The 25,774-nt window shown below is 53.6% G+C and carries 23 protein-coding genes; 16 read left to right on the forward strand and 7 right to left on the reverse strand.

Annotated elements, in window-relative coordinates:
- The 3 genes from AAG834_RS06950 to AAG834_RS06960 all read left to right on the forward strand — a co-directional run.
- On the forward strand, window positions 1-389 hold a 389-nt coding region (locus AAG834_RS06950; protein ID WP_342031684.1), incomplete at its 5' end, for a DUF2345 domain-containing protein.
- Window positions 390-391: 2 nt separating this feature from the next.
- Window positions 392-1,576 (forward strand): DUF2515 family protein, encoded by a 1,185-nt coding sequence (locus AAG834_RS06955; protein ID WP_342031685.1) that lies wholly within the window; start codon window positions 392-394, stop codon window positions 1,574-1,576.
- On the forward strand, window positions 1,542-2,552 hold the full coding sequence (locus AAG834_RS06960; protein ID WP_342031686.1) for a hypothetical protein: 1,011 nt from the start codon (window positions 1,542-1,544) through the stop codon (window positions 2,550-2,552). Before AAG834_RS06955 ends, AAG834_RS06960 begins: the two co-directional genes overlap by 35 nt.
- Window positions 2,553-3,432: 880 nt before the next feature.
- Here the strand turns inward: AAG834_RS06960 and AAG834_RS06965 are convergent.
- Window positions 3,433-4,269, reverse strand: coding sequence for a GNAT family N-acetyltransferase (locus tag AAG834_RS06965; protein WP_070513099.1), 837 nt, complete (start codon window positions 4,267-4,269; stop codon window positions 3,433-3,435).
- Window positions 4,270-4,603: 334 nt separating this feature from the next.
- A complete protein-coding gene (locus AAG834_RS06970; RefSeq protein WP_342031687.1) occupies window positions 4,604-5,374 on the reverse strand; it encodes a DUF6796 family protein in 771 nt (256 codons plus the stop codon).
- A 477-nt stretch (window positions 5,375-5,851) separates the two neighbouring features.
- Here AAG834_RS06970 and AAG834_RS06980 point away from each other — a divergent pair, with 477 nt between their 5' ends.
- From AAG834_RS06980 to AAG834_RS06995, 4 genes are all read left to right on the forward strand, one after another.
- Window positions 5,852-6,235, forward strand: a complete 384-nt coding sequence (locus AAG834_RS06980) for a hypothetical protein (RefSeq protein ID WP_342031688.1) — start codon at window positions 5,852-5,854, stop codon at window positions 6,233-6,235.
- A 241-nt stretch (window positions 6,236-6,476) separates the two neighbouring features.
- A complete protein-coding gene (gene pyrB, locus AAG834_RS06985) occupies window positions 6,477-7,397 on the forward strand; it encodes an aspartate carbamoyltransferase (protein ID WP_342031689.1) in 921 nt (306 codons plus the stop codon).
- Window positions 7,398-7,406: 9 nt separating this feature from the next.
- Window positions 7,407-7,865, forward strand: a complete 459-nt coding sequence (gene pyrI, locus AAG834_RS06990; protein WP_003758869.1) for an aspartate carbamoyltransferase regulatory subunit — start codon at window positions 7,407-7,409, stop codon at window positions 7,863-7,865.
- A 69-nt stretch (window positions 7,866-7,934) separates the two neighbouring features.
- On the forward strand, window positions 7,935-8,735 hold the full coding sequence (locus AAG834_RS06995) for a hypothetical protein (RefSeq protein ID WP_342031690.1): 801 nt from the start codon (window positions 7,935-7,937) through the stop codon (window positions 8,733-8,735).
- A gap of 265 nt (window positions 8,736-9,000) precedes the next feature.
- Here the strand turns inward: AAG834_RS06995 and amgK are convergent, their stop codons facing one another.
- The gene (gene amgK / locus AAG834_RS07000) at window positions 9,001-10,005 is read right to left on the reverse strand and encodes an N-acetylmuramate/N-acetylglucosamine kinase AmgK (RefSeq protein WP_342031691.1); all 1,005 of its coding nucleotides are present in this window, start codon (window positions 10,003-10,005) and stop codon (window positions 9,001-9,003) included.
- A 69-nt stretch (window positions 10,006-10,074) separates the two neighbouring features.
- Here amgK and AAG834_RS07005 point away from each other — a divergent pair, with 69 nt between their 5' ends.
- The 4 genes from AAG834_RS07005 to AAG834_RS07025 all read left to right on the forward strand — a co-directional run bounded on the left by AAG834_RS07005 (window position 10,075) and on the right by AAG834_RS07025 (window position 16,301).
- Window positions 10,075-12,483 carry an LPS-assembly protein LptD gene (locus AAG834_RS07005; RefSeq protein WP_342031692.1) on the forward strand — a complete coding sequence of 803 codons (2,409 nt, stop codon included), beginning with the start codon at window positions 10,075-10,077 and terminating at the stop codon, window positions 12,481-12,483.
- Window positions 12,480-13,475 carry a peptidylprolyl isomerase gene (locus tag AAG834_RS07010; RefSeq protein WP_342031693.1) on the forward strand — a complete coding sequence of 332 codons (996 nt, stop codon included), beginning with the start codon at window positions 12,480-12,482 and terminating at the stop codon, window positions 13,473-13,475. The genes AAG834_RS07005 and AAG834_RS07010 overlap by 4 nt, the downstream gene beginning before the upstream one ends.
- 534 nt (window positions 13,476-14,009) lie before the next feature.
- A complete protein-coding gene (locus AAG834_RS07020) occupies window positions 14,010-14,750 on the forward strand; it encodes a Slam-dependent surface lipoprotein (protein WP_342031694.1) in 741 nt (246 codons plus the stop codon).
- A 111-nt stretch (window positions 14,751-14,861) separates the two neighbouring features.
- Window positions 14,862-16,301 carry a surface lipoprotein assembly modifier gene (locus AAG834_RS07025; protein ID WP_342031695.1) on the forward strand — a complete coding sequence of 480 codons (1,440 nt, stop codon included), beginning with the start codon at window positions 14,862-14,864 and terminating at the stop codon, window positions 16,299-16,301.
- Window positions 16,302-16,472: 171 nt separating this feature from the next.
- Here AAG834_RS07025 and AAG834_RS07030 read toward each other — a convergent pair whose 3' ends face one another.
- A complete protein-coding gene (locus AAG834_RS07030) occupies window positions 16,473-17,228 on the reverse strand; it encodes a class I SAM-dependent methyltransferase (protein WP_342031696.1) in 756 nt (251 codons plus the stop codon).
- A 348-nt stretch (window positions 17,229-17,576) separates the two neighbouring features.
- Between AAG834_RS07030 and AAG834_RS07035 the strand changes: the two genes are divergently transcribed.
- Together AAG834_RS07035 and waaA are read left to right on the forward strand one after the other, a co-directional pair.
- Entirely contained in the window at window positions 17,577-18,791 is a 1,215-nt protein-coding gene (locus AAG834_RS07035; protein WP_342031697.1) for an MFS transporter, read from the forward strand.
- Window positions 18,792-19,033: 242 nt separating this feature from the next.
- Complete coding sequence (waaA, locus tag AAG834_RS07040) at window positions 19,034-20,311, forward strand: lipid IV(A) 3-deoxy-D-manno-octulosonic acid transferase (RefSeq protein WP_342031698.1); 1,278 nt, start codon at window positions 19,034-19,036, stop codon at window positions 20,309-20,311.
- Window positions 20,312-20,483: 172 nt separating this feature from the next.
- Here the strand turns inward: waaA and hemL are convergent, their stop codons facing one another.
- The gene (hemL, locus tag AAG834_RS07045) at window positions 20,484-21,767 is read right to left on the reverse strand and encodes a glutamate-1-semialdehyde 2,1-aminomutase (protein ID WP_342031699.1); all 1,284 of its coding nucleotides are present in this window, start codon (window positions 21,765-21,767) and stop codon (window positions 20,484-20,486) included.
- A gap of 212 nt (window positions 21,768-21,979) precedes the next feature.
- On the opposite strand from hemL, the gene AAG834_RS07050 reads away from it, so the two are divergent.
- A complete protein-coding gene (locus AAG834_RS07050; RefSeq protein ID WP_342031700.1) occupies window positions 21,980-22,387 on the forward strand; it encodes a hypothetical protein in 408 nt (135 codons plus the stop codon).
- Window positions 22,388-22,404: 17 nt separating this feature from the next.
- Here AAG834_RS07050 and AAG834_RS07055 read toward each other — a convergent pair whose 3' ends face one another.
- Window positions 22,405-22,542 (reverse strand): hypothetical protein, encoded by a 138-nt coding sequence (locus tag AAG834_RS07055; RefSeq protein WP_342031701.1) that lies wholly within the window; start codon window positions 22,540-22,542, stop codon window positions 22,405-22,407.
- Window positions 22,543-22,588: 46 nt separating this feature from the next.
- On the opposite strand from AAG834_RS07055, the gene miaB reads away from it, so the two are divergent.
- The gene (miaB, locus tag AAG834_RS07060; RefSeq protein ID WP_342031702.1) at window positions 22,589-23,917 is read left to right on the forward strand and encodes a tRNA (N6-isopentenyl adenosine(37)-C2)-methylthiotransferase MiaB; all 1,329 of its coding nucleotides are present in this window, start codon (window positions 22,589-22,591) and stop codon (window positions 23,915-23,917) included.
- A gap of 108 nt (window positions 23,918-24,025) precedes the next feature.
- Here the strand turns inward: miaB and AAG834_RS07065 are convergent, their stop codons facing one another.
- Complete coding sequence (locus tag AAG834_RS07065; protein ID WP_342031703.1) at window positions 24,026-24,910, reverse strand: LysR family transcriptional regulator; 885 nt, start codon at window positions 24,908-24,910, stop codon at window positions 24,026-24,028.
- A gap of 102 nt (window positions 24,911-25,012) precedes the next feature.
- On the opposite strand from AAG834_RS07065, the gene AAG834_RS07070 reads away from it, so the two are divergent.
- Window positions 25,013-25,603: an NAD(P)H-dependent oxidoreductase gene (locus tag AAG834_RS07070; protein WP_342031704.1), complete on the forward strand. Its 591-nt coding sequence runs from the start codon at window positions 25,013-25,015 to the stop codon at window positions 25,601-25,603.
- Window positions 25,604-25,774 lie beyond the last annotated feature (171 nt).

Genomic DNA, 25,774 nt, shown 5'->3' on the forward strand with positions numbered 1-25,774 from the left:
GGAAAATCACCATTGCGGCGAAGGAGGAGATTCTGATTACCTGCAAAGGGGCGTATATCAAACTGGCGAACGGGGAGGTTGAGATTGGGAGTCCGAAGCTGGTTAGGGTGAAGGCGCCGATGGAGGTAACGGGGCCGAATAGTGCAGGGATAAATATGAAAGGTATGCCTGCGGTTGAAAAATATGATGAGCAGTTTCAATTTTTATTTCCTGATGGCAAACCTATGCATTCTATTGCGTATATTATCCATAATAAAGATGAGGTAATTACCGGCATTACGACTACTAAAGGTCTTAGTCATAGAATACATGCAGAAAAACAGCAGGAATTAAAAACTGAATTACAATGGGCTGATTTTGATTCTGCCCCACCATTTGGAGATGCATAAAAATGGCGACTAATTTAACATTTAGTACCTCACAAACCAATCAAACCCCAAAAAGTTGTCATTCCGAAAAGTGTACCTGTAATACTTTTTGGTCTTTATTACAACAGACGAGTTACATTAAACTTTCCAATAAAACTGGAAATAATCAATACCGTCTTGAAGTATGGTATGAGCAACGTGCACGAAGAATTGCGGCAATTTATGCACGGATTTATCTAGAAATGGAGAAAGAGTTAGGAGGTAACCCCAATTTAACAGGGCGTTTTTATTGGATGGGGTTAGGTGCATTTGCCTCAAAAACGGTAGCAGCCACATTTAACTCTTGGGTTACAACAACAGGTCTTTGGGCTGCCAAAGTTCGGTATGTACCGAAATGGGCTGAAAAATATCGTGATGCAGCGAAATCCGCTCATATTTTCGCCAAAGGGAATTTATGGCTATTTATGGATGTTGCGCCATGGCATTGGGCTTGGGCACTGAGTCCAGGTTCTTTTGAACAATGTAAAGCCAGTCGTAATGCAAGTAATTATGTTGCTCCAGTAAAAAAAGCCCTCAATGCTTTGCCTTGGGCGTCCACAGCCCTGCCTGGTGTAAAGGGCTTTAAATTGACCGATGAAATACGGAAAGCTTTCCAAGAGTTACCACTTATAGAAAACTTAAAACCATACAGTAAAAATGCTTTAGAATCTCAAATCAAACACCTTAAACTGATTGCAGTACAAGAACAGAAGAATATCCTCCAAAGCATATGTTGGGATCATCCATGGATGCGTTTAGGTGCAGAAATGCAACGGTGGGCAAAGAATCCCAAGACTTTTATCCGCTTCCACAGCAGCTATGAAGAAGAACCGTATGCCGTCTATCTTCAAAGGTTGAAAGAATCCGGTGGTAATCATGCGGTTGAATCTTTCAACCGGCACGGTATGCCGCTGCCGCAGGCGGAAAGGGTCAAATACAGGTTGAAGGAAGACCCATTCTCCTATGCACCAGACAATATGAAAGCAGAGAAATATGATAGTAGGATGAAATGGATTTTAGACGTAGCGGATAAGTATCATAATTTAATGAGTGATTCGAAAAGTAGGGAATATATCGAAAGACACCTGCAAACTATAGCAGGCTGGATAGGCAGTACCAAAAAAGGAGAAACCCATGAATCTTGGAACGATCCACAAGGCAATCAGTGAGCGGGTTGTAGCAGCTTTGCTCGCTACTCTCTTGCTTGCTCTGATCTCATTAACAGTTCATGCTTTAGAAGACAAGGAGAAAATCATGCTGCATGAAGTTACGTTACAATTAGGTAAGAAAGGGCCGGAAAGTTTCAAACTGGCAGGTGCGGTTGCAGATCACCATACCGCAGGAGAACTGGTCGGCTTTTTAGATTTGAAGTGGCCGTCAAAACAATTGGGAGCCGTCACCATCCGCCACAGCGGCCATGACCTGACTATTCCGCATACCTTTACCGCCATGGGATCGGTACGTTCCGAACCTGAGGGAGAGGGAGTAAATAATATTGTTTTAAACAGCGGCATCAGTGCCGATGAACTTATCCGCCATCGTGAAGCCTATGATTTATGGGTTAAACTGATGAAGCGGATACAGGACAGTGGCTGGCAACGCTATATTTATTTATCCAGTCCTCGGCTGACAGATAAAGATGCCATCAGATATTTCCAAGATGAAGAAAATTTTGGCTTGGGTAATATTACCGATCCCGGTGTAGTTCCCGATTTTAATACATGGTATAGCGTTATGATGAAGCGAGGCATGATTGCAACCTTTTATTTGGACGGTGTTGAAATGAGTCTTTCATTTGACTCGACCGTCAACGACCAAGAAGATTTAGATAGCATCAATAAAACATTAAGTTTTAACGAATGGGGGCAGTATATGATGAGGATCTCATTTACGACCGCGCGCTACAGCACCCGAAATGACATATATAACACATTTATCCCTGACGGTTATGGCATCGATAAACTTCAAGAAGAAATGGATAAAATCAGCTCCCGCCTGCCGGAATACTGGCAACGCTACCGAAATATTGAACTGGCAAAACGCAAAAAAGAGGAAGCCATGTTGGTTAGCAAGGGGTATAAAATCGATGAGGGCTATCAGGATCCCGATTTACTAACTTATTTACAGAAAGAACCCAAGTTTTAAAGGGTTAAGACCTTTGCAAAATTCCCCAAAATCCCCAAAATTCCCACCAAGACATTTAGGGGATTTTGGGGAATTTTGCAAAGGTCCCAATAAAATTAGTGTTATGCTGGGGCTAGGTGTGAAAGTGGACGTAGTTAGAGAGTAATAGGCAAAGTAGTGGTTGTCAGCATACCCAAGCATAGTAGTAGTAGTAAGATTTATACAAGTGTGGCAAAACCGCTTAAGATAAAGTTTTTTAGAATTTTTTGAATTTGGAACCAATAAATTTCATGACAAAAAAATTAAACTATACTTCCTTGCAATATTTATTTTTATTATTTATATATGCTTATTAAGTGCATTTAAAATTAAAAAGGTAAAAATAACATCAATTACTGATCCTCAATTCATTTACGTAATAATTGATCATGATGATCGAGATATAATATTTGATCTTAGTATAGGTTTTTATGATAATGGAGCAGTATTGGAAGATATAAACATTTACTGTGCAGGTAGTGAGGAAGAAAAAAATGTTATTCAGAAATAGAAAATATAATTAATAAAAAACCAGGTATGCAATTTATTGGAAATAATACTTTAATTTTTGATAGAAATAAATATAGGAATGGTACAGTTTCTATTGCTATAAGGACTACTAGTACTAGAAGGGAAAGTAAGTATTATTCTTTTTGCTTTGATAGTAATGATAAATTTATTTATGACGATGAGACTAAGCATGAAAATATCGAATTTTTAGGGGTTTGCAATAGAAATTATCCCTTTTAAAATCTGGAAAACTTTATAAAAATCCATTTTAGGGAGTTTAGCAAACGTAAGTTAGGTTAAAAATCCAACTTTAAAAAAGGTCGTCTGAAAAATTTTCAGACGACCTTTTGGGTTATTTAGGATCGCAGCGGAAATGATATGCGCAGATTTCGAAGCCGTTTTTGAAATACAGGCGGTGCGCATCGACGCGGTCGTGATTGACATGGACGTTGAGGTGGATTTTGGTCACGCCCGTTTCCGCGCCGATTTTGCGGACTTCTGCCAACAGGCGGGAGGCGTAGCCTTTGCGGCGGCTTTGCGGCAGGGTAACGATGTCGTCGATGTGGATATGGCGGCCGCTGGCGAGGTTGCAGGCTTCGCGGAAGCCGCAGACGGCGACGGCGTTGTGTTTGCCTTCTTCAAAAATGCCTAAGAGGCGGTAGCCGGCGGGGCGTTGGATGGTGTTAATTTGTTCGGTGAATTTGCTGATGTCGGTCAATGCGGAGCGCAGGACGCTGAGGGCGGCGAAGGCGGTGGATGTGTCTTCGGGCGGGATTTCGCGCAAAATGTATTCGGCGGTGGCGGCTTGGGCCTGTGCTTTTTCGGCGGCGTGTTTTTCTTCGATGGCTTGTGCCAGCAAAACGCGTTCGGCTGGCTCGCCTTGTGCTTTGTCTTCTTGTTCTTTCAAAAGCTCTTTGCAGTCGATGATGCGCAGGTCGTTGTCGGCGGCAAAGTCCATCAGGAAACGGAACATCTGCGGATTGTCTTCTTCGAGTTTCTTATCGACGGCGACGCAGCGGACGTTGTCCACCAGCATGGGGCGCACCCAGTTGGAGTACGACAATCGGTTGTCTTTGGTGAATGAGGACAATATGCCGCACAAGCGTTCTGCCCAGTCGCTGGGACGGAAAATCTTACCTTTGTTGGTTGTGCCGTGGATCACGACTTCGTAGGGATTGCAGACTAACATGGCGGTTTCCTGTGTAGAGTTTGAAATTAGGGTGAAACCTTTCAAAAACTGCTGTGGCGTCTTTGTTTTTTATTGATTTCACGAAGGAATATACTTTGCGATTATACCCTACTGTCCGTGCTTCGTGGCGCTTGGGGCCGGAGTCGGATTTTTTGTTTTTTGAAAAACGACAAGGGGTCGTCTGAAAATGGAGCGTCAAATTTCAGACGACCTTTGAGCCGTAGCGGCAATATGATGTGTGATGGGTTTGGGACGAAACGGCGGATTACCTGTATTACAAGCATCGGCACCAAGGCGGATGATTGCCGTCCGGCAAAGGCGGCATCGTTTTATTTCAGCCCGGCTGCATCCCCATTCCCCGCCTGCGGACACACGCCGCCGCACAAACAAAAAACACCAACTGCGCCAGATTAAACGTCGCCCCGCCAAGCGCGGCGGCAACGGGTGATTGCGGAAACAGGCTGTACGAAACCGCAATAACCGTTCCTACCGGCAACGGATTGCACCATGCAGCGACACGCGGAAGCAGCGTCCTGCGGCGCAGCGTCTGTACCAGCAACAGCAGCCATCCCGCCGCAATCGAACCGACCGAAGCCATCCAGTGCACCGCCAGCATCCGGTAAAAATGGCGGAACAGCGCCAGTAGCGGCGGATAATCGTCCGGCACAGCATTCAGCAGCACCTTGGCAACCATGCCCGTAAAATAAAAACCGGCATGTCCCAAAGGCGACAGCGCATATCCGAAAAACAGCACTGCAAAACCGACCTTGGCCGTGCGTCCGGGCCGCATCAGCCGGTAAACGCCGAATGCCGCCGCCAGATACAGCGCCGCAGAAAACGTCGCCGGCAACACGCCCCACAGCAGCCGCTCGGGCGAGCCGGCCTGCATCAGCACGGCAAAATCCGCCGCCTCGCCCAACTGAGGCGCCAGCGTCTGCGAAAGCAAAGGATAACGTTCCGGCGTCTGCACGAATCCGACCAGCAGCATATCGGCAACAGTCCAGCACACCGCCGCTACAATTCCCGCCCAAAGCAGCAGAGAAAGTCGGGAAACAGCGGTTTCAGACGACCCGCACCTAACGGATGCTTCATTTTGATTTTGCATATCACGGAATCCTGTCGGGGTATTCTCGACAATAAAATAGACTATTAAACAGGAAGATAAGTTCTCAAATTATCGGTACGTTCTATGATGTTTTCACAAAATTTCCGGCAACTGCTTAAATTCATAGGGAATAACATAAGACCGTCTGAAACTATAGTGGATTAAATTTAAATCAGGACAAGGCGACGAAGCCGCAGACAGTACAGATAGTACGGCAAGGCGAGGCAACGCCGTAATGGTTTAAAGTTAATCCACTATATTTCAAATAACCTTAAATTATTCCGGCAAGTAAAATTCAGACGACCTGCGTCTGATGTTCGTCGCCGTTTCGCCCACGGATAATGCCCAAACGGTAAACGGTTTCGCCTTCTTGCTTTTTCACGCCTGAAATCCTGCCGGCTTCGTGTTGTTGCCACCACAGAATACTTCATGTAAATTCCCGCCTGCTCCAACAACCTCTATTCCAAAGAAATCACCATGAACATACAAAAATATACCGCAGCCCTCCTGCTCGCCGCCGCATTCTCTTTTGCACACGCCGAACCGCAAGAAGCCTCCTTCCAAGACCAATGCGCCTTGGTCGGACTGATGGCTCAAACCGCCATGGGCGAACGTTTGTCCGGTACGGGTGTTGGACAAACCGTTGAGAAGATGAACGAACGCTTTATGGTCGTTGCCAAAAACGATTACAGCCGCTCCTTCATTCAAGGGCTAACCGAGCGCGTGGCGCAAGAAATCTACCACTTCCCGCAATCGACTTTGAACGCCGTCCCCAAATCCGACTACGCCATCTTCGCCCGAGATACGGGCAAGGCGGAATATCAGCTTTGTATGAAAGCCCTGACGGGCAAAACCGAATAAAGCAGGTCGTCTGAAAAGGATGAAACCCCATTTTTCAGACGACCCCTTTTCACGAAAATCCGAAACCCCGCCCCGTCAAATATGCGATAATACCGCCACCTCAAACCGATTTCAGACGACCCATGCGCCTCAACGCCCGCCCCGCCCGTTTTGCCCGTACCGCACGCCGCGGCGCGTCCGTCGTTGTTTCGTAAAACCCCGCCTTAGCGGGGTTTTTGCCGAATTGAAGAAAGGAAGCCGAATGCCCAACCCGCTTTACCGACAACACGTCATCTCCATTTCCGACCTGACGACCGAACAGCTTGAGCTGCTCCTGCAAACCGCCCTCAAGCTCAAAGCCGACCCGCGCGACGACCTGCTCGAAGGCAAACTCATCGGCTCATGCTTTTTCGAGCCCTCCACCCGCACACGCCTGTCGTTTGAAACCGCCGTACAACGCTTGGGCGGCAAAGTCATCGGCTTTGCCGACGGCGCCAACACCAGCGCGAAAAAAGGCGAAACCCTCGCCGACACCGCCCGCATCATCTCCAGCTACACCGACGCCATCATCCAACGCCATCCCAAAGACGGCGCGGCGCGCGTGTCCGCAGAGTTTTCCAAAGTTCCCGTCATCAACGCCGGCGACGGCACCAACCAACACCCCAGCCAAACCCTGCTCGACCTCGTGACCATCTACGAAACCCAAGGTCGTCTGAACAAGCTCAAAATCGCCATGGCGGGCGACCTCAAATACGGCCGCACCGTCCATTCCCTCTGCCAAGCCCTCAAACGCTGGGACTGCGAATTCGCCTTCGTCTCCCCGCCCAGCCTCGCCATGCCCGAATACATCACCGAAGAACTCGAAGCCGCAGGCTGCCGCTACCAAATCCTGTCCGACCTCGAAGCCGCCGTCGAATGGGCGGACATCCTATACATGACCCGCGTCCAACGCGAACGCTTCGACGAACAAGAGTTCGCCAAAATCCAAGGCAAATTCAACCTCAACGCCGCCATGCTCGCCAACGCCCGCCCCAACCTGCGCGTGTTGCATCCCCTACCGCGCGTTGACGAAATCCACCCCAACGTCGATGCCACGCCGCACGCCTACTATTTCGAGCAGGCGACCAACGGCGTTTACGCCCGCATGGCGATTTTATCGCTGGTGTTGAACGAAGAAGTATAAGGAGCAAATATGGAAACCCCTAAACTCAGCGTCGAAGCCATCGAAAAAGGTACCGTCATCGACCACATCCCCGCCGGCAAAGGCCTGATTATCCTGCGCCAATTCAAACTGCTGCACTACGGCAGCGCCGTAACCGTCGGCTTCAACCTGCCCAGCAAAACCCAAGGCAGCAAAGACATCATCAAAATCACCGGCGTCTGGCTGGACGACAACGCCGCCAACCGCCTCGCCCTCTTCGCCCCCGAAGCCGTCGTCAACACCATCGACCACTTCAAAGTCATCAACAAACGCCGGCTCACCCTGCCAGACGAAATCGCCGAAGTGTTCCGCTGCCCGAACACCAACTGCGCCAGCCACGGCGAGCCGGTGAAAAGCCGCTTCTACGTCCGCAAACAAAGCGGTCAGACCAAGCTCAAATGCCATTACTGCGAAAAAACCTTCAGCCGCGATTCCGTGGCGGAGGCTTAGTTCAGAATAATCGAAACAGATGCGGCTACCACTCCAACGCTGCCGATACCGTTCTGAAAGGAAACACTCATGAAACACCAGCAAATCTTGGACAAACTGGCTGCGCGTTTCCTCGTACAAGCCTTGGACGAAAGTTTTGCCCGCGCCATGAACTGGAGCATGCCAACAAAAGGGGGGTCGCTTGATATGCAAAACCAAGTATGGCAACAAATCCTCAGTAGGTGGAATTGCGTGTTACAGGAAGAAGATAAAAAAGAAGTCAGCGCGGCATATAAACAGAAAACCATTCTCGCCATGGCTGTTATCGCCCATAAATACGGCTTGAATATCGACTCTATCCTTCCTCAAGCCTTGGTCGCGATAGATGCTTTAAATGCCGCAGTCGAGCTTTCCGACGATTTCGAACGCCGGTCACCGCAAATTAAAGCGTTTCTGCAAACGCCTCCGCAGCCGCTCAAACGCCGTCCGATCATGCCTGACAATATTACTTTTTTCCGCCCGCAAGACGTCGTCTCCATTCAGTATCAGAAACGGTTTTACGTTGCCTATGTACACTGCGACACCGGCATCAACGAATGCCCCGTCATAGAGTTTTACGACGGCGTGTTCGATCATGTGCCAAACTTGGAAGAAGTACAGAAACTGCCTGCCCGCGGCGCACATTATCAAGACGGCAGAGTTCGGATTTCCCGCTATGCCGTGGCGCAAATGAAATACCTGCCCGACCCTGCAAATCAAGTCAAACTGATTGCAGCGGCCGTTGCCCAACCGCCCTCAAGCAAGCATCTGGAAACATCGATAGGTTTATATGCACTGACGGATATTTTTGCTTTGCAAAAAGCCTTGGAATATTTATTTCAGACAACCTGAACCCGAATCGGGTTTTGAGTTGGGCAAACCGTTCAAGGCATATACTGAAAAGGTCGTCTGAAAACTTGAAAATCAGGTTTTCAGACGACCTTTTTATAGTGAATAAGGAATTAGCTACGCGAACTCTTATGCCGTGTACCCGAAATCCTATCCACAACATCCTCAACAGATGAAGAAAAGACTTAAAGAGGTCGTCTGAAACTCCATTTCAGAATTTTCAGACGACCTCTTTCGTTATCAAGAGTGGCACAAAGCCATCTGCCTTTTAAAACGTAAACCCGGTTTCCAATTCATCGTCACCGACCAGTTCGACCAACAGCGCGTAAAGCGGTGCAAGCTCGGTGTAGCGGCGGGAAGTGCGGCGCAGGTAGTTGAGGAAGCGTGGGATTTCGGGGCGGTATTTGTCTTTGCCGTCTCGGTAGTACAGGCGGGCGAAGATGCCGGCGACTTTCAGATGGCGTTGTACGCCCATCCATTCAAACCAGCGGTAAAACTCGTCAAACGCGGCGGGTACGGGCAATCCGGCGGCGCGGGCTTTTTCCCAGTAACGGATGACCAAGTCCAAGACGAATTCTTCTTCCCATTCGATGAAGGCATCGCGCAGGAGGGAAACCAAGTCGTAGGAAATCGGGCCGTAGAGTGCGTCTTGGAAATCGAGTACGCCGGGGCGGCCGGTGGTGAGCATGAGGTTGCGGACGATGAAGTCGCGGTGGACGTACACCTGCGGCTGGGCAAGCAGCGGCGGCAGCAGGGTGTCTATGGTTTGCTGCCAAAGCTGGCGTTGTTTGAAGTTGAGTTCGCGTCCGAGTTCTTTGGCGACGAACCATTCGGGGAAAAGGTTGATTTCGCGCAGCATGATGTCGCGGTCGTACTCGGGCAATTCGCCCGCGCGGCTGGCTTTTTGCAGCTCGACCAGTTCGTCTATGGCTTCAAGCAGCAGGACTTTGTGTGCATCTGCGCCTTGCTCTTGCTGCATGGCGGTCAGGAAAGTGGTGCTGCCCAAGTCGTTGAGCACCAGAAATCCTTGTGCTTCGTCCACATGCAATACTTGGGGAACGTTAAGCATATTGAAAAGTTTTTGCACTTTTAGGTAAGGAGCGACGCTCATTTTGTCGGGCGGCGCGTCCATGCAGATGACGGTCTTGCCGTCGGCAAACGTAGCGCGGAAGTAGCGTCGGAAGTCGGCATCGGCGGCGGCGAAGCTTAATTCGAAGTTTTGTTCGGGATAGACGGCGCGAAGCCAATTTTGTAATTCGGTTTGTCGTTGCATAGCGGTGTCGCGGATTTTCAGGTTAAAATAACCGCTATTCTAACTGGCAAACCGATTTAAGGGGCGATTTTGGCTCGTTTATTTTCACTCAAACCATTGGTTTTGGCGTTAAGCGTCGGCTTCGGCGCGGAAGGGGCATATGCGCAAAATGCATCTTTGCCGCAACCTGCCGATTACGAGCCGGTAAAGGCCACCCCGCCTGCGGTTCAAAGCGTGGAGAACCATCGTCTGGCCGATCAGGACAAATTGTCCTTAGGCGATACCTGCCTGTTTTGCCAGCATCAGGCTTCCGAAGCAAACAAGCAACCTGAAATCAAACGCAGTGGCGAAGAAGCCCTGCCGCAGGATTACACCCGCGTGATTGCGGATAGGGTTGCCGGACAGTCGAAAGTCGCTGTCCGCGCTGAAGGCGATGTCATCATCGAGCGCAATCAGGAAGTGTTGAACGCCGATTGGGCCGATTACGACCAAACCAGCAATACCGTCAGGGCGGGCGACCGCTTTAAGCTGTATCAAGACGGTTCGACCGTCAGCGGCGATACTTTGGTGTACAACCTGAAAGACAATACCGGCTCGAGCGAATATGTCCGCGTTGATGCCGAAAAAGACGGCCGCCGCCTCCAAAGCGTCAGCGAAAAGGCGGAAATGAAAGGCAAAGGGCTGTACAAGCTCATCAATACCAAATTCAATACCTGCTCGCCCGGTGATGCAAGTTGGTACATCAAAGCGAAAAGCATCGAAACCGATCAGGAAACGGGTATAGGCGTGGCAAAAGACGCGTCGCTGGTGTTCGGCGGCGTTCCGGTGCTTTATACGCCTTGGGCGGATTTCCCGCTCAACGGTCATCGCAAGAGCGGTCTGCTGGTTCCGACCTTAGCAACCGGTTCGGACGGTTTGGAACTCGCTCTTCCCTATTATTTCAACCTCGCCCCCAACTTGGACGCCACCTTCCGCCCCGGCATCATCAGCTCGCGCGGCGTGCAGCTTGGCGGACAAGTCCGCTATCTCGAGCCGAAATTTAACGGCGTCATTGACGGCGATTGGATGCCGCACGATAAAAAACGCCACGAAAACAACCGCTATCAAATCAAGTTTGATCACAACCACCAACTGACCGACAAACTCAGCGGCGGCATCAGCTTCAATCAGGTTTCAGACGACAATTACTACCGTGACTTCTATGGACGCGAAGACATTGCCAGCAACGTCAACCTCAACCGCCAACTGTGGCTGAACTACGGCGACAATATCTGGGGCGGCTCTTTTGACGGCGCGCTGAACGTACAGAAATACCAAACCCTTGCCAACCAAAACGGTTACAAAGACGAACCCTACGCCATCATGCCGCGCCTGACCGGACGTTGGCAGAAAACCATGGGCAAGGCGAATATCAACGTATTCAGCCAGTTCACCCGTTTCGTACACGACAGCAAACAAGACGGCAGCCGTACCGTGCTTTATCCCAGCGTCCGTTGGGATTTCAACAACCAATGGGGCTATATCCGTCCGAAAATCGGCGTACACGCGACTTATTACGACTTAGGCTCGTTCGGCAACCAATCCGGCCGCCGCGTCAGCCGCGTATTGCCAATATTCAACGTCGATACCGGCATGACCTTCGAGCGCAACGCCAATTTGTTCGGCAATGCCTATCTGCAAACCCTCGAACCGCGCCTGTTCTACAACTACATCCCGACCAAGTCCCAAAACGATTTACCCAATTTCGACACCTCGGAAAACAGCTTCTCTTACAACCAACTTTTCCGTGAAAACCTGTACGTCGGCAACGACCGCATCAACTCCGCCAACAGCCTGACCGCCGCCGCGCAAACCCGCTTCCTCGACCCGAACAACGGTGCCGAACTGTTCCGCGCCGGTATCGGACAGAAGTTTTATTTCAAAAACGACAAGGTGTTGTTGGACGGCAGCGTCGGCCGTTACGAACGCAGCCAATCCGACTGGGTCGGCTTTGCGCACGGCAAACTGAGCAACAGCATCCATGCCGGCTTCGACATCCACTACAACCAAAACGAAAGCCGTGCCGAAAGCTACGCCGCGACTGTCCGCTACAATCCCGAGCCGGGCAAAGTATTGAGCGCGCGTTACAAATACGGTCGCAACGAACGCATTTACCTGCAATCCGACGGCAACTATTTCTACGACAAAATCCGCCAAGTCGATTTGGCAGCGCAATGGCCCATCCGTAAAAACCTTTACGCCGTTGCACGTTACAACTATGAAATCCAAGCCAAGAAACCGCTCGAAATCTTGGTTGGCGCAGAATACAAAAGCGATTGCGGCTGCTGGAGCGCAAGCCTCGTCGGACAACGCTACGTGACCGGTGAAAACAGCCGCAAAAACGCCGTATTCTTCAATCTCCAACTCAAAGACCTGAGCAATCTCGGCAACAATCCATTTGAAAAACTGCGCTTGGCCATTCCCGGCTACAGCAAAACCAACGAGGTAGTTACCCCATGAACGTCAAACCCCTGATTCTTGCCGCCGCACTCGGTCTGGCATTGAACGCACACGCCGCGCCCAAAGCCGCATCCAAAGGCAAGCCGGTCAAAACGCAGAAAGCAGCAAAACAGGCAGCGGCAGCCACGCCTGCCGATTCGGGCGCCGTACGCCTTTCCGACGGCATCGCCGCCATTGCCGACAATGAAGTCATTACCCAGCGTCAGCTGGCACATGCCATTGCCGAAGCACGCCAACACCTTCCTAAAGGCACGCAAATCAGCGAAGACGAACTCCGCCAGCAAGTCCTGGCGCAACTGGTCAACCAATCCCTGATTGTTCAAGCGGGCAAACGCCGCAACATTCAAGCGACCGATGCCGAAATCGATGCCGTCATCGCCCAAACGCCGTCGCTGAAAAATCCGTCTGCACACACCCGCCGGGAAATCGCCGACACCATCATTATGGAAAAAGTGCGCCAGCAGGCCGTGATGCAAAACAGCCGCGTCAGCGATGCAGAAGTCAACAGCTTCATCGAGCGCGCGCGCCAACAAGGTGTCGCCCTGCCTGAAGGCGAACCGATGCGCCAATACAGCGCTCAGCACATCTTGATTAAAGCTGACAACGACAACGCGGCGGCAGGCGCGGAAAGCACCATCCGCAAAATCTACGCGCAAGCCCGCAGCGGCGCTGACTTTGCCGGTTTGGCGCGCCAATATTCGCAAGACGGCAGCGCGAGCAGCGGCGGTGATTTGGGCTGGTTCGCCGACGGCATGATGGTTGCGCCGTTTGAAGAAGCCGTCCACAAACTCAAACCCGGTCAAGTCAGCCCACCCGTACGCACGCAATTCGGCTGGCACATCATCAAGCTGAACGACGTCCGTGACGCCGGTACGCCCGAAGAGCGTCAACGCAACGCCGTACGCCAATACATGTCCGAGCAAAAAGCCCAACAGGCTACAACCAACCTGCTGCGCGACCTGCACTCAGGCGCGTATGTCAACATCCGCTAATAATGTTGTTGAAAAAGGTCGTCTGAAAAGTTTCAGACGACCTTTTTTTGTTTGAGGACAACTTCCCTCTAACACATCAGCCTAATCGCAAATCGAATATCCATCGGGACAAAACAACGTAACCACGGGCAATTTGGCGGACAGCATCATACCGTCCGCGCCGATTCCAAATATAGTGGATTAACTTTAAATCAGGACAAGGCGACGAAGCCGCAGACAGTACAGATAGTACGGAACCGATTCACTTGGTGCTTCAGCACCTTAGAGAATCGTTCTCTTTGAGCTAAGGCGAGGTAACGCCGTCCTGGTTTAAAGTTAATCCACTATACATCTTAACCAAAAATAAATATTCTTATCTCATTAAGACACTCCCTAAAACATCCGCTAATTCTCCTCTAACATTCCCCCTCTAGAATGATGTTCAAGAAAAAAGAAAAACAAAAGTCTCCTCACATAACGAACGATAGTCTGCTCACACTGACACCGACGGAACATTATTTTCCCAACCATCGTTTTTCCCCTAAGGAGCGTATCATGAAACTGAATCTGCAAAAAACCACCGCTGCTGTTTTGGCTGTTTTGTTCAGCGCAGGCGTATTTGCCGCCAACAATGCCTACAATCCATTTGATTACGGTTACCAAAACCACAAATACGGCAAAAAATGGGGCAAACCCGCATCTGAAGCCGAAGGCGAAAAAGTGATGAAACACGCTGCCTACCGTTCAGGCGTACACTACACCAACGTAAACCGCATGCCCGGCAATGTAGACCGCAACGGCGTCAAAACCGTACAGGTTAACGACGCATACACCCGTCAAAACCTCGGCCGCTATGCGTTCAACACCATCAAGAGCGGCGGCTCTGAAGTGTACTACGGTGAATGGGTCGGCAAAGAATACGCTAAAGGCACCAATCGTGGCGTTTTCTACTCTGGCGACAAACGCGCTACCTCTATGCCGGTATCAGGCGTAGCCAACTACGCAGTTAAAGGCATCAACAACTACACCGGCAACAACCCGATGGCGGGTACTTTGCGCGCAGACTTCGGTCAACGCGTCTTGGCGGGTTCTATGAAGAACAACGCGGTAAACATGGATGTCCATGCCCGCATCAAACCGTCTAGCGCATCGTTTGAAGGTTATGCCCGCGCCAACGGCCACTTCGGTAAAACCGAAGGCCACTTCTTCGGTCACAACGCAAGCGCGCTGGCCGGTGTTGCCAAGTTTAAAACCGACCGCAACTTGGATACGGCATACGGCGGTGTAAAACGCTAAAATCCGTAGTTAAGTAAAATAAAGCCTGCTTCACGCAGGCTTTTTTAAACACCAGCCCGCCAACCACCTTCTCAAGGTCGTCTGAAAACCGCCGACCGGAAAGCCGACATCATGTACAAACCGTCTGCCTGCCTTCTCCTCTTTCTCGCCGCCCCCGTCCTTGCCGCGCCACGTTCTGACTTTTCAGACGACCGTACCGCACAACGCCTGTGGCAGGACACCCGCCAAACCATGCAGGAACAGGAACAAAAAGTGCGCGAATACCGCCTCGACATTCCAGCCGAAAACATCGGGCAGGCAGCCGAAACCAACCCCGAAGCCGACCAAGGCGAAGCCCTGTTTAACGCCGTCAACCGCAGCGACTGGCAAACCGTGCGCCCGCTGCTTGAACGTTATACACAGCAAACCGAATACGACCCCGACATCGCCCTCTTTGCCCGCGCCTCGCTTGCCCGCGGCGAAGGCAGATGGAAAGCCGCCAAACAAGACTACGAAACCCTGCTGCAACGCCACCCCGACTTCACGCGCGGACGGCTCGATTACGCCCGCCTGCTCTTTGAAGGTCGTCTGAACCGCGAAGCCACTTCCGAATTTATGCGCCTTCAAAACGAAGACCTGCCCGAAGCCGTCAAAGAAAACATCGGACATTTCCGCGATTCCTTAAACCAACGCCAAAGCCGGCAGGGCAGCCTTTCCGTCGGCGCCGTCCACAACAGCAACATCAACGAAGCCAGCGGCAAAACGTGGTGTAAAACCGAAATCGACGGCGAATGTTGGGAAGAATTTTCAGGCGACAAACCCATTTCCGCCAACGGCATCAAATACGAAGCCGCCGCCGTCCGCCGCTGGCAGATTAAAGGACACCACGGCATCGCCGCCCGCGCGCTCGGCTACGGCCGCTTCTACCGCGACCATAAAGACTTCAACGAACACACGCTCAACCTCAGCGCAGGCTACCAGTTTGAAAACCACCGCCACACCTTCGCCCTTGCCCCGCTTGTCGAATGGAACGGCAGCGGCGGCAAAACCCTCAACCGCGCCTACGGCGTGCGCAGCGAGTGGAACCTCGACAAAGGCAGCTGGACGTGGAACACCAAAGCCGAGTGGAAACACCTCTCCTATTCCGACAAAACCCGCCTGCTCGACAGCAACCTCATCTCCGTTTACAACACCCTGTCCTACTTCCCGCGCAACGACCTCATGCTCTACGGCGGCATAGACTGGCAGCAGCGCAAAGCCAAAGAACCGGTGGACAGCTACCGCCTCATCTCCGCACGGCTGGGCGCGGCAAAAATGTTTGAAGCCGGCTTCGACGCCTCCGCCTCCGCCACCTTCGGCATCCGCAGCCACCGCGAAGAAAACGCCGTACTCGAACAACGCCGCCGCGACAAAGAACAAACCTACCGCCTCAGCATAGGCGCGGACCGCTGGAAATTCGCCGGCCTCAAACCCGTCCTCAGCTACAAACACCGCCGCGTCCACGGCAACACCGACTGGCTGTACAGCTACAAACAAAACGAAGTCGGTCTGTCGCTGGTCAAATCGTTCTAACGCAGGACGCAGAAACACAAAGGTCGTCTGAAATTCAGTTTTCAGACGACCTTTTCGCGTTTTATAGTGGATTAAATTTAAATCAGGACAAGGCGACGAAGCCGCAGACAGTACAGATAGTACGGCAAGGCGAGGTAACGCCGTACTGGTTTAAAGTTAATCCACTATAAATTATTCCCCGTCTTTAACCGGATGATCAGGCAAGTACACATCGAAGCGGGTGCTTTTGCCCGTGTATTGGTAGGCGGGTTTTTCGCCGTTGAGAAACTCGCCGAGTCGCGGGCGTTTGACGACGACGCGTTTTTTGGCGACGGCGCGGGCGGCGGCAAGCAGCTCGGCTTCTTCTTGGGCAGCACCGACGACGCTGTGGAAATACGCCATTTCTTTTTTGACGGCGGCGGATTTTTGGCGTTCGGGGTACATGGGGTCGAGGTACACGATGTCGGGGCGCGATTGGGCGGCGAGTTCCCGCATCAATTCGACGGCATCGCCGTGACGGAAGGTAATGCGGCGGGCAATGTCTTGAATTTCAGGCTCTTGCAGCGCGCGTTCGAGACCGTCGGCAAGCAGGCAGGCGACGGCGGGATGCTGTTCGAAGGTTTGGACGTTCAAACTGAGCGAGGCGAGGACGAAGCTGTCGCGTCCGAGTCCGCCGGTACAGTCCCAGACGGTCGGTTTGGTTGTGTGGTTGACCGCCTTGGCAATCAGCTCGCCGCCGCCTTTGGTGCGACGGTATTGGGCTGCACCGCCGCCGAAATCGACGCGGACACGTCCTTTCTCCCCCGCGCGGCACAAGCTGATGCCCTCCGCATCGGCAAGCAGGTATTCGCCGCTGTCGGGCAGGTCGGACAAAATGGGAAGCTGGAATTGCCGCGCCAAACGGCAGGCGTGTTCGGTGGCGGTGTGGTCAAAATAAATCGGGGTCATAGCGGTGGCGGGTTGGGGTCGTCTGAAAAGGGCGGATTATATAGCGAATGCACTTTAAGCCGATACGGCTTCATCAATACGGATTTTATCCGTTCTCGGGACAAAGGTCGTCTGAAAATCGGATTTCGGGTTTTCAGACGACCTTTGCCGTTCTTTACGCACTGAATTTCCGTCCGCATTCCACATCCTGCCTTGTGAATAAAGGGGAACGGACAACGTGGCGCGGATAGAGGTTTTGGCTATAATCAAAGCATCAGGAGTTATTTAGCCTGCGTCAGCCCGTTTGTTAAAATCCGTCGTTTTGCCGGTTGATTGAACGGCATTTTTCAATAGAAACAAACCATAACCATGACTCACACACAGCAAAAATCCCCTAACCTTTGGCTGGTTATCACTGCTGCCGCCGCCATCCTGCTGATTACCATTGGTATGCGCATGACTATGGGGCTGTTTGTCCGTCCGGTCGTCGACTCTACCGAGCTGAGTATCCAAGAGTTCAGCCTGATTATTGCCGTTTTCCAGTTGATGTGGGGCTTGTCCCAGCCGCTTTCCGGTGCGCTTGCCGACCGCTTCGGCGCGTTTAAGGTGTTGGGCGGCGGCGCGCTGTTGCTGGCATCTGCCTGTCTGATGGTGCCGCAGATGCCGACGTATTGGGGGCTGATGCTGGCAATCGGGCTGCTTTTTGCATTCGGAACGGGTGCGGGCGGTTTCTCCATCATCATGGGACAGGTCGCGGCGAAAGTGCCGCCGCACAAACGCGGTTTGGCTTCAGGGCTGGTCAACGCGGGCGGTTCGGCGGGGCAGTTTCTGTTTGCGCCGCTGGTGCAGGGTTTGCTGGTGTTGCCCGCCGTCGGCTGGACGGGAACGTTTTACGTTTGGGGCGGGATTGCACTTTTAATCCTGCCGATTTCGTGGTGGCTGGCGGGCGGCAAAAACGCTGTCGCCACGCACCACACGTCGTCTGAAAACGGGCAAACGCTGGGACAGGCGGTCAAAGCGGCGTTTAAAGACCGCAGTTACATCCTGCTGCACTTGGGCTTTTTTACCTGCGGTTTCCACATTGCGTTTTTGGTAACCCACCTGCCCAACGAAATCGCGCTCTGCGGCCTGCCCGCTTCGGTCGCTTCGACTTCGATTGCGATTATCGGTTTGGCGAACATCGCGGGCTGCATTTTTTCGGGCTGGTGTACGGGGCGGTTTTTGGGCAAATACGTTTTGTTCGGACTCTACGCCTCGCGCGTGGCGATGGTGCTGATCTACCTTGCCGCCCCGAGAACCGACGTCAATTTCTACATTTTCGCCGCCGCGCTGGGCTTCACTTGGCTCGCCACCGTTGCCCCGACCGCTGCGATTACGGGCAAACTGTTCGGCACGCGCTATCTGGCGACGCTGTTCGGGCTGACCATGTTGAGCCACCAAATCGGCGGCTTTTTAGGCTCGTATATCGGCGGCATCGTGATTTACCGGTTCAACGATTACGGCTGGATGTGGTATGCCGATGCGGTGTTGGCGGGAACGGCGGCTTTGCTGAACCTGCCGATACGCGAAAAGAAAACGGCGTAACCCGCTGCGACGCAACCAAGACAGGTCGTCTGAAAATCGGATTTCGGTTTTTCAGACGACCTTTTTCCACCGTTACATCAAGTCAGGTTCAAAAGAGGCATGGGCGAGGCGGCAAAATCGGCTAGAATAGGTCTGGGAAACCGGAGGTTCGGCGACAGGCAGCTTGAAACCGTCAACCGCCTAGAATCCGCCCCGCCGCGCACCATCCGTCACCCCGTCCGTACCGTTTTCGAGTGGAATACATGAATCGTTGGTTTTACACGCAATTATGGCGCATCGCGCCGCCGCTTATCCGCCACTATCTCAAAAAGCGCGCCGCCAAATCGCCTGCCTATCTCTACCATTGGGGCGAGCGTTTCGGCGAACCGTTTGACCGGCCTGTGCAACGTCCGATTTGGGTGCATGCCGTATCGGTCGGCGAAACCCGTGCCGCGCAGCCCTTGGTGGAGGCGCTGCGTCGCCATTTCCCCGATGCGCCGCTGCTCATGACCCAAATGACGCCGACCGGACGCGCCGCCGCGAAAGAACTGTTTCCCGACGCGCAATGCCGTTACCTGCCTTACGACAAGCCCGAATGGGTCGCCCAATTCCTGAAGGAACACCGCCCCCTGTTCGGCGTACTGATGGAAACGGAAATCTGGCCCAACCTCATGCACGCCTGCGCCGACGCGCACGTCCCCCTGTTTCTCGCCAACGCCCGCCTGTCTGAAAAATCGCAGCGCGGCTATTTGAAAATCCGCAATCTGTTCGAACCTGCGCTGCAAACCTTAAGCGGCTGTTTCGCGCAAACCGCCGAAGACGCGGAGCGGCTGCATTTGATCGGCGCATCCAACGTCCATGTCTGCGGCAACACCAAATACGATATTTCCCCGCCCGAACGGATGCGCGCGCTGGCTGCCGCCTTCCGCGAACGCATAGGCGCGCGCCCCGTCGCCGTCTGCGCCAGCACCCGTTTTTACAAAGACCAAGACGAGGCGGCGCTCTTGCTCGAAGCCTGGAAAAGCTATGCCGGCGACGCATTGCTGGTCGTCGTCCCGCGCCATCCGGAGCGTTTTCAGACGACCTTTGAAACAGCGCAGGCATTGGGTTATACCGTTCAAAAACGCAGCGACAACCTGCCGGTTTCCCGGCAAACCCAAGTCTGGGTGGGCGACAGCATGGGCGAACTCTTTGCCTACTACCTCAGTTCGGATGTCGCCTTTGTCGGCGGCAGCCTCGTGGACAGCGGCTGTCAAAACATCATCGAGCCGATAGCCTGCGGCATTCCGACCGTGTTCGGCTTCTCCACCTACAACTTTGCCGCCGCCTGCCGCAGCGCGCTGGAAGCCGGAGCGGCAGTGCAGGTGCAAAACGCGGACGAATGGCGCACCTTCGTGGCAGACTGCTTGGAAAACCCGAGCGAGCGCAGCCATTTCGCCCAGCAGGCGGCACACTTCGTCGCCGGCCATCAAGGTGCCAGCCGTCGGATGGCGGACGAAATCGCCGCGTCGGTACGCCATCTGACGCGCGAAGAAGCTTAAGGACAAAACAAAGCTTGTCCACAAACGAAAGGTCGTCTGAAAACTCGGATTCGAGTTTTCAGACGACCTTTTTGTCTTGCCAAAAGATGGGCGGCGGCAGGCGGCGTTGTCCGCCCTGCCCTGACGTTGCGCCTATCCGCGTGCCGCTCAATACGACAAGCCGGTTTCCGTCTTACTTCACCATTTCCGCGAACACTTGATGCGCGGTGGCGATGGTTTCGTCAATCAGCTCGGGCGTGTGCGCGGCGGAGACGAAGCCTGCTTCGTAGGCGGACGGACCGAAGGCAGTGTTGCGGTCGAGCATACCGTGGAAGAAGCGTTTGAAGGCGTCGATATTGGAACGCGCCATGTCGCCGTAGTTTTGCGGGGTGTGTGCGGCGAAATACAGACCGAACATGCCGCCCACGCTGTCGGCGGTGAACTCGATGCCGTGCGCTTTGGCGGCGGCGGCAAGCCCGTCGGCGAGGCGGCGGGTCAGGGCGGTCAGGTTTTCGTAGAAGCCTTCGCGTTGGATGATTTCGAGCGTTTTCAAGCCGGCGGCGACGGCAATCGGGTTGCCCGACAAGGTGCCTGCCTGATACACGCCGCCCAGCGGGGAAATACATTCCATGATGTCTTTGCGTCCGCCAAACGCGGCAAGCGGCATACCGCCGCCGATGACTTTGCCCATCGTGGTCAGGTCGGGCGTGATGCCGTGCAGCGACTGCGCGCCGCCGAGCGCGACGCGGAAGCCGGTCATCACTTCGTCGTAAATCAACACCGCGCCGTGTTTCTCGGTCAATTCGCGCAGGGCTTTAACGAAGGATTCGGTCGGGCGGACAAGGTTCATATTGCCGACGAAGGGTTCGAGGATGACGCAGGCGATTTCGTCGCCGTTGCGGGCGAACGCTTCTTCGAGCTGGGCGGTGTTGTTGTATTCGAGGACTAAGGTGTGTTTGGTGAAGTCGGCGGGAACGCCTGCGGAAGACGGGTTGCCGAAAGTGAGCAGGCCGCTGCCGGCTTTGACCAGCAGGCTGTCGGAATGGCCGTGGTAGCAGCCTTCGAATTTGATGATTTTGTCGCGTCCGGTAAAGCCGCGCGCGAGGCGGATGGCGGTCATGGTCGCTTCGGTGCCGGAGCTGACGAGGCGCAGCCGTTCGACCGACGGCATGATTTTGGCGATTTCTTCGGCGATGACGATTTCGCCTTCGGTGGGCGCACCGAACGACAAACCGCCCAAGGCGGCTTCGCGCACGGCTTCGATGACTTCGGGGTGCGCGTGTCCGACAATCGCAGGTCCCCACGAACCGACGTAATCGGTGTAGCGCGTGCCGTTTTCGTCCCAAACATACGCGCCTTCGGCTTTTTTGATGAAGCGCGGCACGCCGCCGACGCTGCCGAATGCGCGGACGGGGGAATTTACGCCGCCGGGGATGATGGCTTTGGCGCGGTCAAACAGGATTTCGTTACGGTTCATAGCGGATTCTTTCTGAGGTCGTCTGAAAAATAAGCGGTATTTTATCATCAGATTGCCCGCGCCAGCCGTTTCAGACGACCCCCAAAGCCCAAACCGCCACGGCGCAACACCGCATCTGAAAATGAAAATTGTTCTGTAAAAACAATCACTCTGTTCATATTTGAAGCGTTTGTGCTATAATCCGCACCCATTTATACCATAAAGAAAACATCATGTTACGCGGATTCATTTTAATGCTTACCCTTTTGGTTTCCACCGTCTCCTACGCCGCCCAGCGCAAGCTGCCGAGCGATATGGACGCGGCGGTTTTGAAACAGGTCGAACTGCCTTATCTGAAAGTGAGCCGTGGCGGTTTCTCATGGACGCGCCTCTTGACGCTGGGCATTGCCGACGGCAATTCCGCCAAGCTGCAAATCACCCGTTTCACCAAAATCCACGACGAAAACGACCGCTTCATCCCGATGGGGCGGCTGGCAAGCAAAACCGGCAAAACCATCGCGTTCAAACACAACGACACCAACGCCCTCGTGCGCGAAGTGTGGGTTTTGACCGACGACGAAGCCTCCCGTTTTACCGCGCAAAAAGAAGTCCGCGACGAGATTAAAAAAGACGCGCAATAAGCCGTCGTTTGCCCGTTTCAGACGACCCAAACACACACCGCGTGGTTGGCTGTTGCAGCCGCAGCAGCGCAACCGCGCATTTTTGCGCCCTGACGAATCTGCGTTTCAGACGACCTGCCCACGTTCCAAAGGTCGTCTGAAATAAAGATTTCCATAACAATCAGCCCCGCAATTACGGGCTACCTGAGAAAGACACAAACCATGAAAAAAGTATTTATCCGCACCTTCGGCTGCCAAATGAACGAATACGACAGCGAAAAAATGCTCGCCGTACTCGCCGAAGAAAACGGCGGCATCGAACAAGTGACCGAAGCCGACGAAGCCGACATCATCCTCTTCAACACCTGCTCCGTACGCGAAAAAGCGCAGGAAAAAGTGTTCTCCGACTTAGGCCGCGTGCGCCCGCTCAAAGAAAAAAATCCCGACCTCATCATCGGCGTTGCCGGCTGTGTCGCCTCACAAGAAGGCGAAAACATCATCAAACGCGCGCCTTATGTGGACGTCGTCTTCGGCCCGCAAACGCTGCACCGCCTGCCCAAAATGATTGTGGATAAAGAAACCAGCGGCCTGTCGCAAGTCGATATTTCCTTCCCCGAAATCGAAAAATTCGACCACCTGCCGCCCGCCCGCGTCGAAGGCGGCGCAGCATTCGTGTCCATCATGGAAGGCTGTTCCAAATACTGCTCGTTCTGCGTCGTCCCCTACACCCGCGGCGAAGAGTTCTCCCGCCCGCTGAACGACGTTTTGACCGAAATCGCCAACCTTGCCCAGCAAGGCGTGAAAGAAATCAACCTCTTAGGACAAAACGTCAACGCCTATCGCGGCGAAATGGAAGACGGCGAAATCTGCGACTTCGCCACCCTGCTGCGCATCGTCCACGAAATCCCCGGCATCGAGCGTATGCGCTTCACCACCAGCCACCCGCGCGAGTTTACCGACTCGATTATCGAGTGCTACCGCGATCTGCCCAAGCTGGTGTCGCACCTGCACCTGCCGATTCAAAGCGGTTCCGACCGCGTATTGAGCGCGATGAAACGCGGCTACACCGCCTTGGAATACAAATCCATCATCCGCAAACTGCGCGCCATCCGCCCCGACTTGTGCCTGAGCAGCGACTTCATCGTCGGTTTCCCCGGCGAAACCGAGCGCGAGTTCGAGCAAACCCTGAAGCTGGTGAAAGACATCGCCTTCGATTTGAGCTTCGTCTTCATTTACAGCCCGCGTCCCGGCACACCCGCCGCCAACCTGCCGGACGACACCCCGCACGCCGAAAAAGTGCGCCGCCTCGAAGCCCTGAACGAAGTCATCGAAGCCGAAACCGCCCGCATTAACCAAACCATGATCGGCACCGTACAACGCTGTCTGGTCGAAGGCATCTCCAAAAAAGACCCCGACCAGCTCCAAGCCCGTACCGCCAACAACCGCGTGGTCAACTTCACCGGCACGCCCGACATGATCAACCAAATGATCGATTTGGAAATCACCGAAGCCTACACCTTCTCCCTGCGCGGCAAACCGGTCAAAGCGTAAAGCCGTTCCGCCATAGCAAAGGTCGTCTGAAAACCTGTATCTTGGTTTTCAGACGACCTTTTTGTATCTTGGGCAAGTTCGGAAAGACTTAGTGTTTAAAAACGTACTTTAATTGACTTGTTCTACCAAAAAATCCACAAAAGCCCGGATTTTCGGGCTGACGGCATTGTCGCCGTAATAGACGGCGTAAAACGGTTTGGCTTCGTTCAAGGCGCGGTCGGGTAGGAGTTCGTGCAGGTGTCCCGCTGCGATATCGGCGGCGACGGTGAAATCCGACAGGCAGGCGATGCCGTTGCCTTCCAGGCACAGGCGGCGGATGGTTTCGCCGCTGTTGGCGGACAGTTGCGGCACGGCGGCGTAGGGCGTGTGGCCGGTATCGGCAAACGGCCAGTTGTTCAAGGTTTTGGGCTCGGAGAAGCCGATGAGGGTGTGCTGCGACAGGTCGGCGACGGTTTGGGGCGTGCCGTGACGGGCGAGATAATCGGGCGCGGCAACGAGTTTCAGACGGCTGTCGAATAGATGGCGGGCGCGCAAGGCGGAGTCGTGCAGGCTGCCTGCGCGGATGGCGATGTCCACGCGCCGCTCGATGAGGTCAATGTAACCTTCGGACGAGGTGAGCAGCAGCGACACCTGCGGGTGGCGTTCGCAGAACGGGCGTACCAGCGGGGCGACGAGGTGCAGCAGCGTGGGCGTGGCGGAATCCACCCGAAGCACGCCCTGCGGCGCGCCGCCTGTGGAGAGGATTTCGGCCTCGGCGGCTTCGATGTCGTGCAGTATCTGCCGCGCGCGCTCGAAAAAGCGGCAGCCTTCTTCGGTAAGCCGCAGTTGGCGTGTGGTACGGTTGAGCAGGTTGGCGGAGAGTTTGTCTTCCAGCCGCTTCACGGTGCGGCTGACGGCGGAGTTGACCAGCCCGAGCCGTTCTGCCGCACGGCTGAAACTGCCGCTTTCCACCACCTGCACGAACACGGCCAGTTCGTCTGAATGGGTTTTCATTGTTGCTTTTCCTGGAAAAGTGTTTTGCAATTATTGCTGTTTTCATTATAAAGCATCGGAGTACAATAATGCTTTTTCAACGCAAATATTTGAAGGACCAACATGAATATTCTGTTAATTGACGGCGGCCAACATTTCGGCCATTCCGCCGGCCGCCTGAACCACACGCTGCACCAAACCGCACGCGACACGCTGACCGCACTCGGTCATGCAGTGAAGGAAACCGTGATTGAAGCAGGCTACGACAAAGATGCCGAAGTGGAAAAATGGCTGTGGATGGACGCGGTGGTTTGGCAGATGCCCGGCTGGTGGATGGGCGAGCCGTGGACGGTGAAAAAATATATCGATGAAGTGTTTACCGCAGGCGTGGGCGAAAACAAGCTGGTGGCCAACGACGGCCGCCACCGTGTCAACCCGACGGAAGGCTACGGCACGGGCGGCTTGCTGCATGGCAAAAAACACATGATTTCATCCACTTGGAACGCGCCGATTGAGGCGTTTACCCGCGAAGGCGATTTCTTTGAGGGCGCGGGCGTGGACGGCGTGTACCTGCATTTCCACAAGGCCAACGAGTTCCTCGGCACCACGCGCCTGCCCTCGTTCATCTGCAACGATGTGATCAAGAATCCGCAGGTGGAGCAGTATTTGGCGGATTATCGGGCGCATTTGGAGAAGGTGTTCGGTAAAGCATAGTCGAGATGGCCGGCCCGACTGGTTGCCGATACGGTATCTGCTATCCGCCGTATCGATGTAAGCAGGCTGGCTATACGCAGAGTATTTGATATTCTTGTACACCAAATAAATCAAAGGTCGTCTGAAAACCCGTATCGTGGTTTTCAGACGACCTTTTTGTATCGTATTGGC

Source organism: Neisseria sp. Marseille-Q2251 (assembly GCF_940793045.1).
Taxonomy (GTDB): Bacteria; Pseudomonadota; Gammaproteobacteria; order Burkholderiales; family Neisseriaceae; genus Neisseria.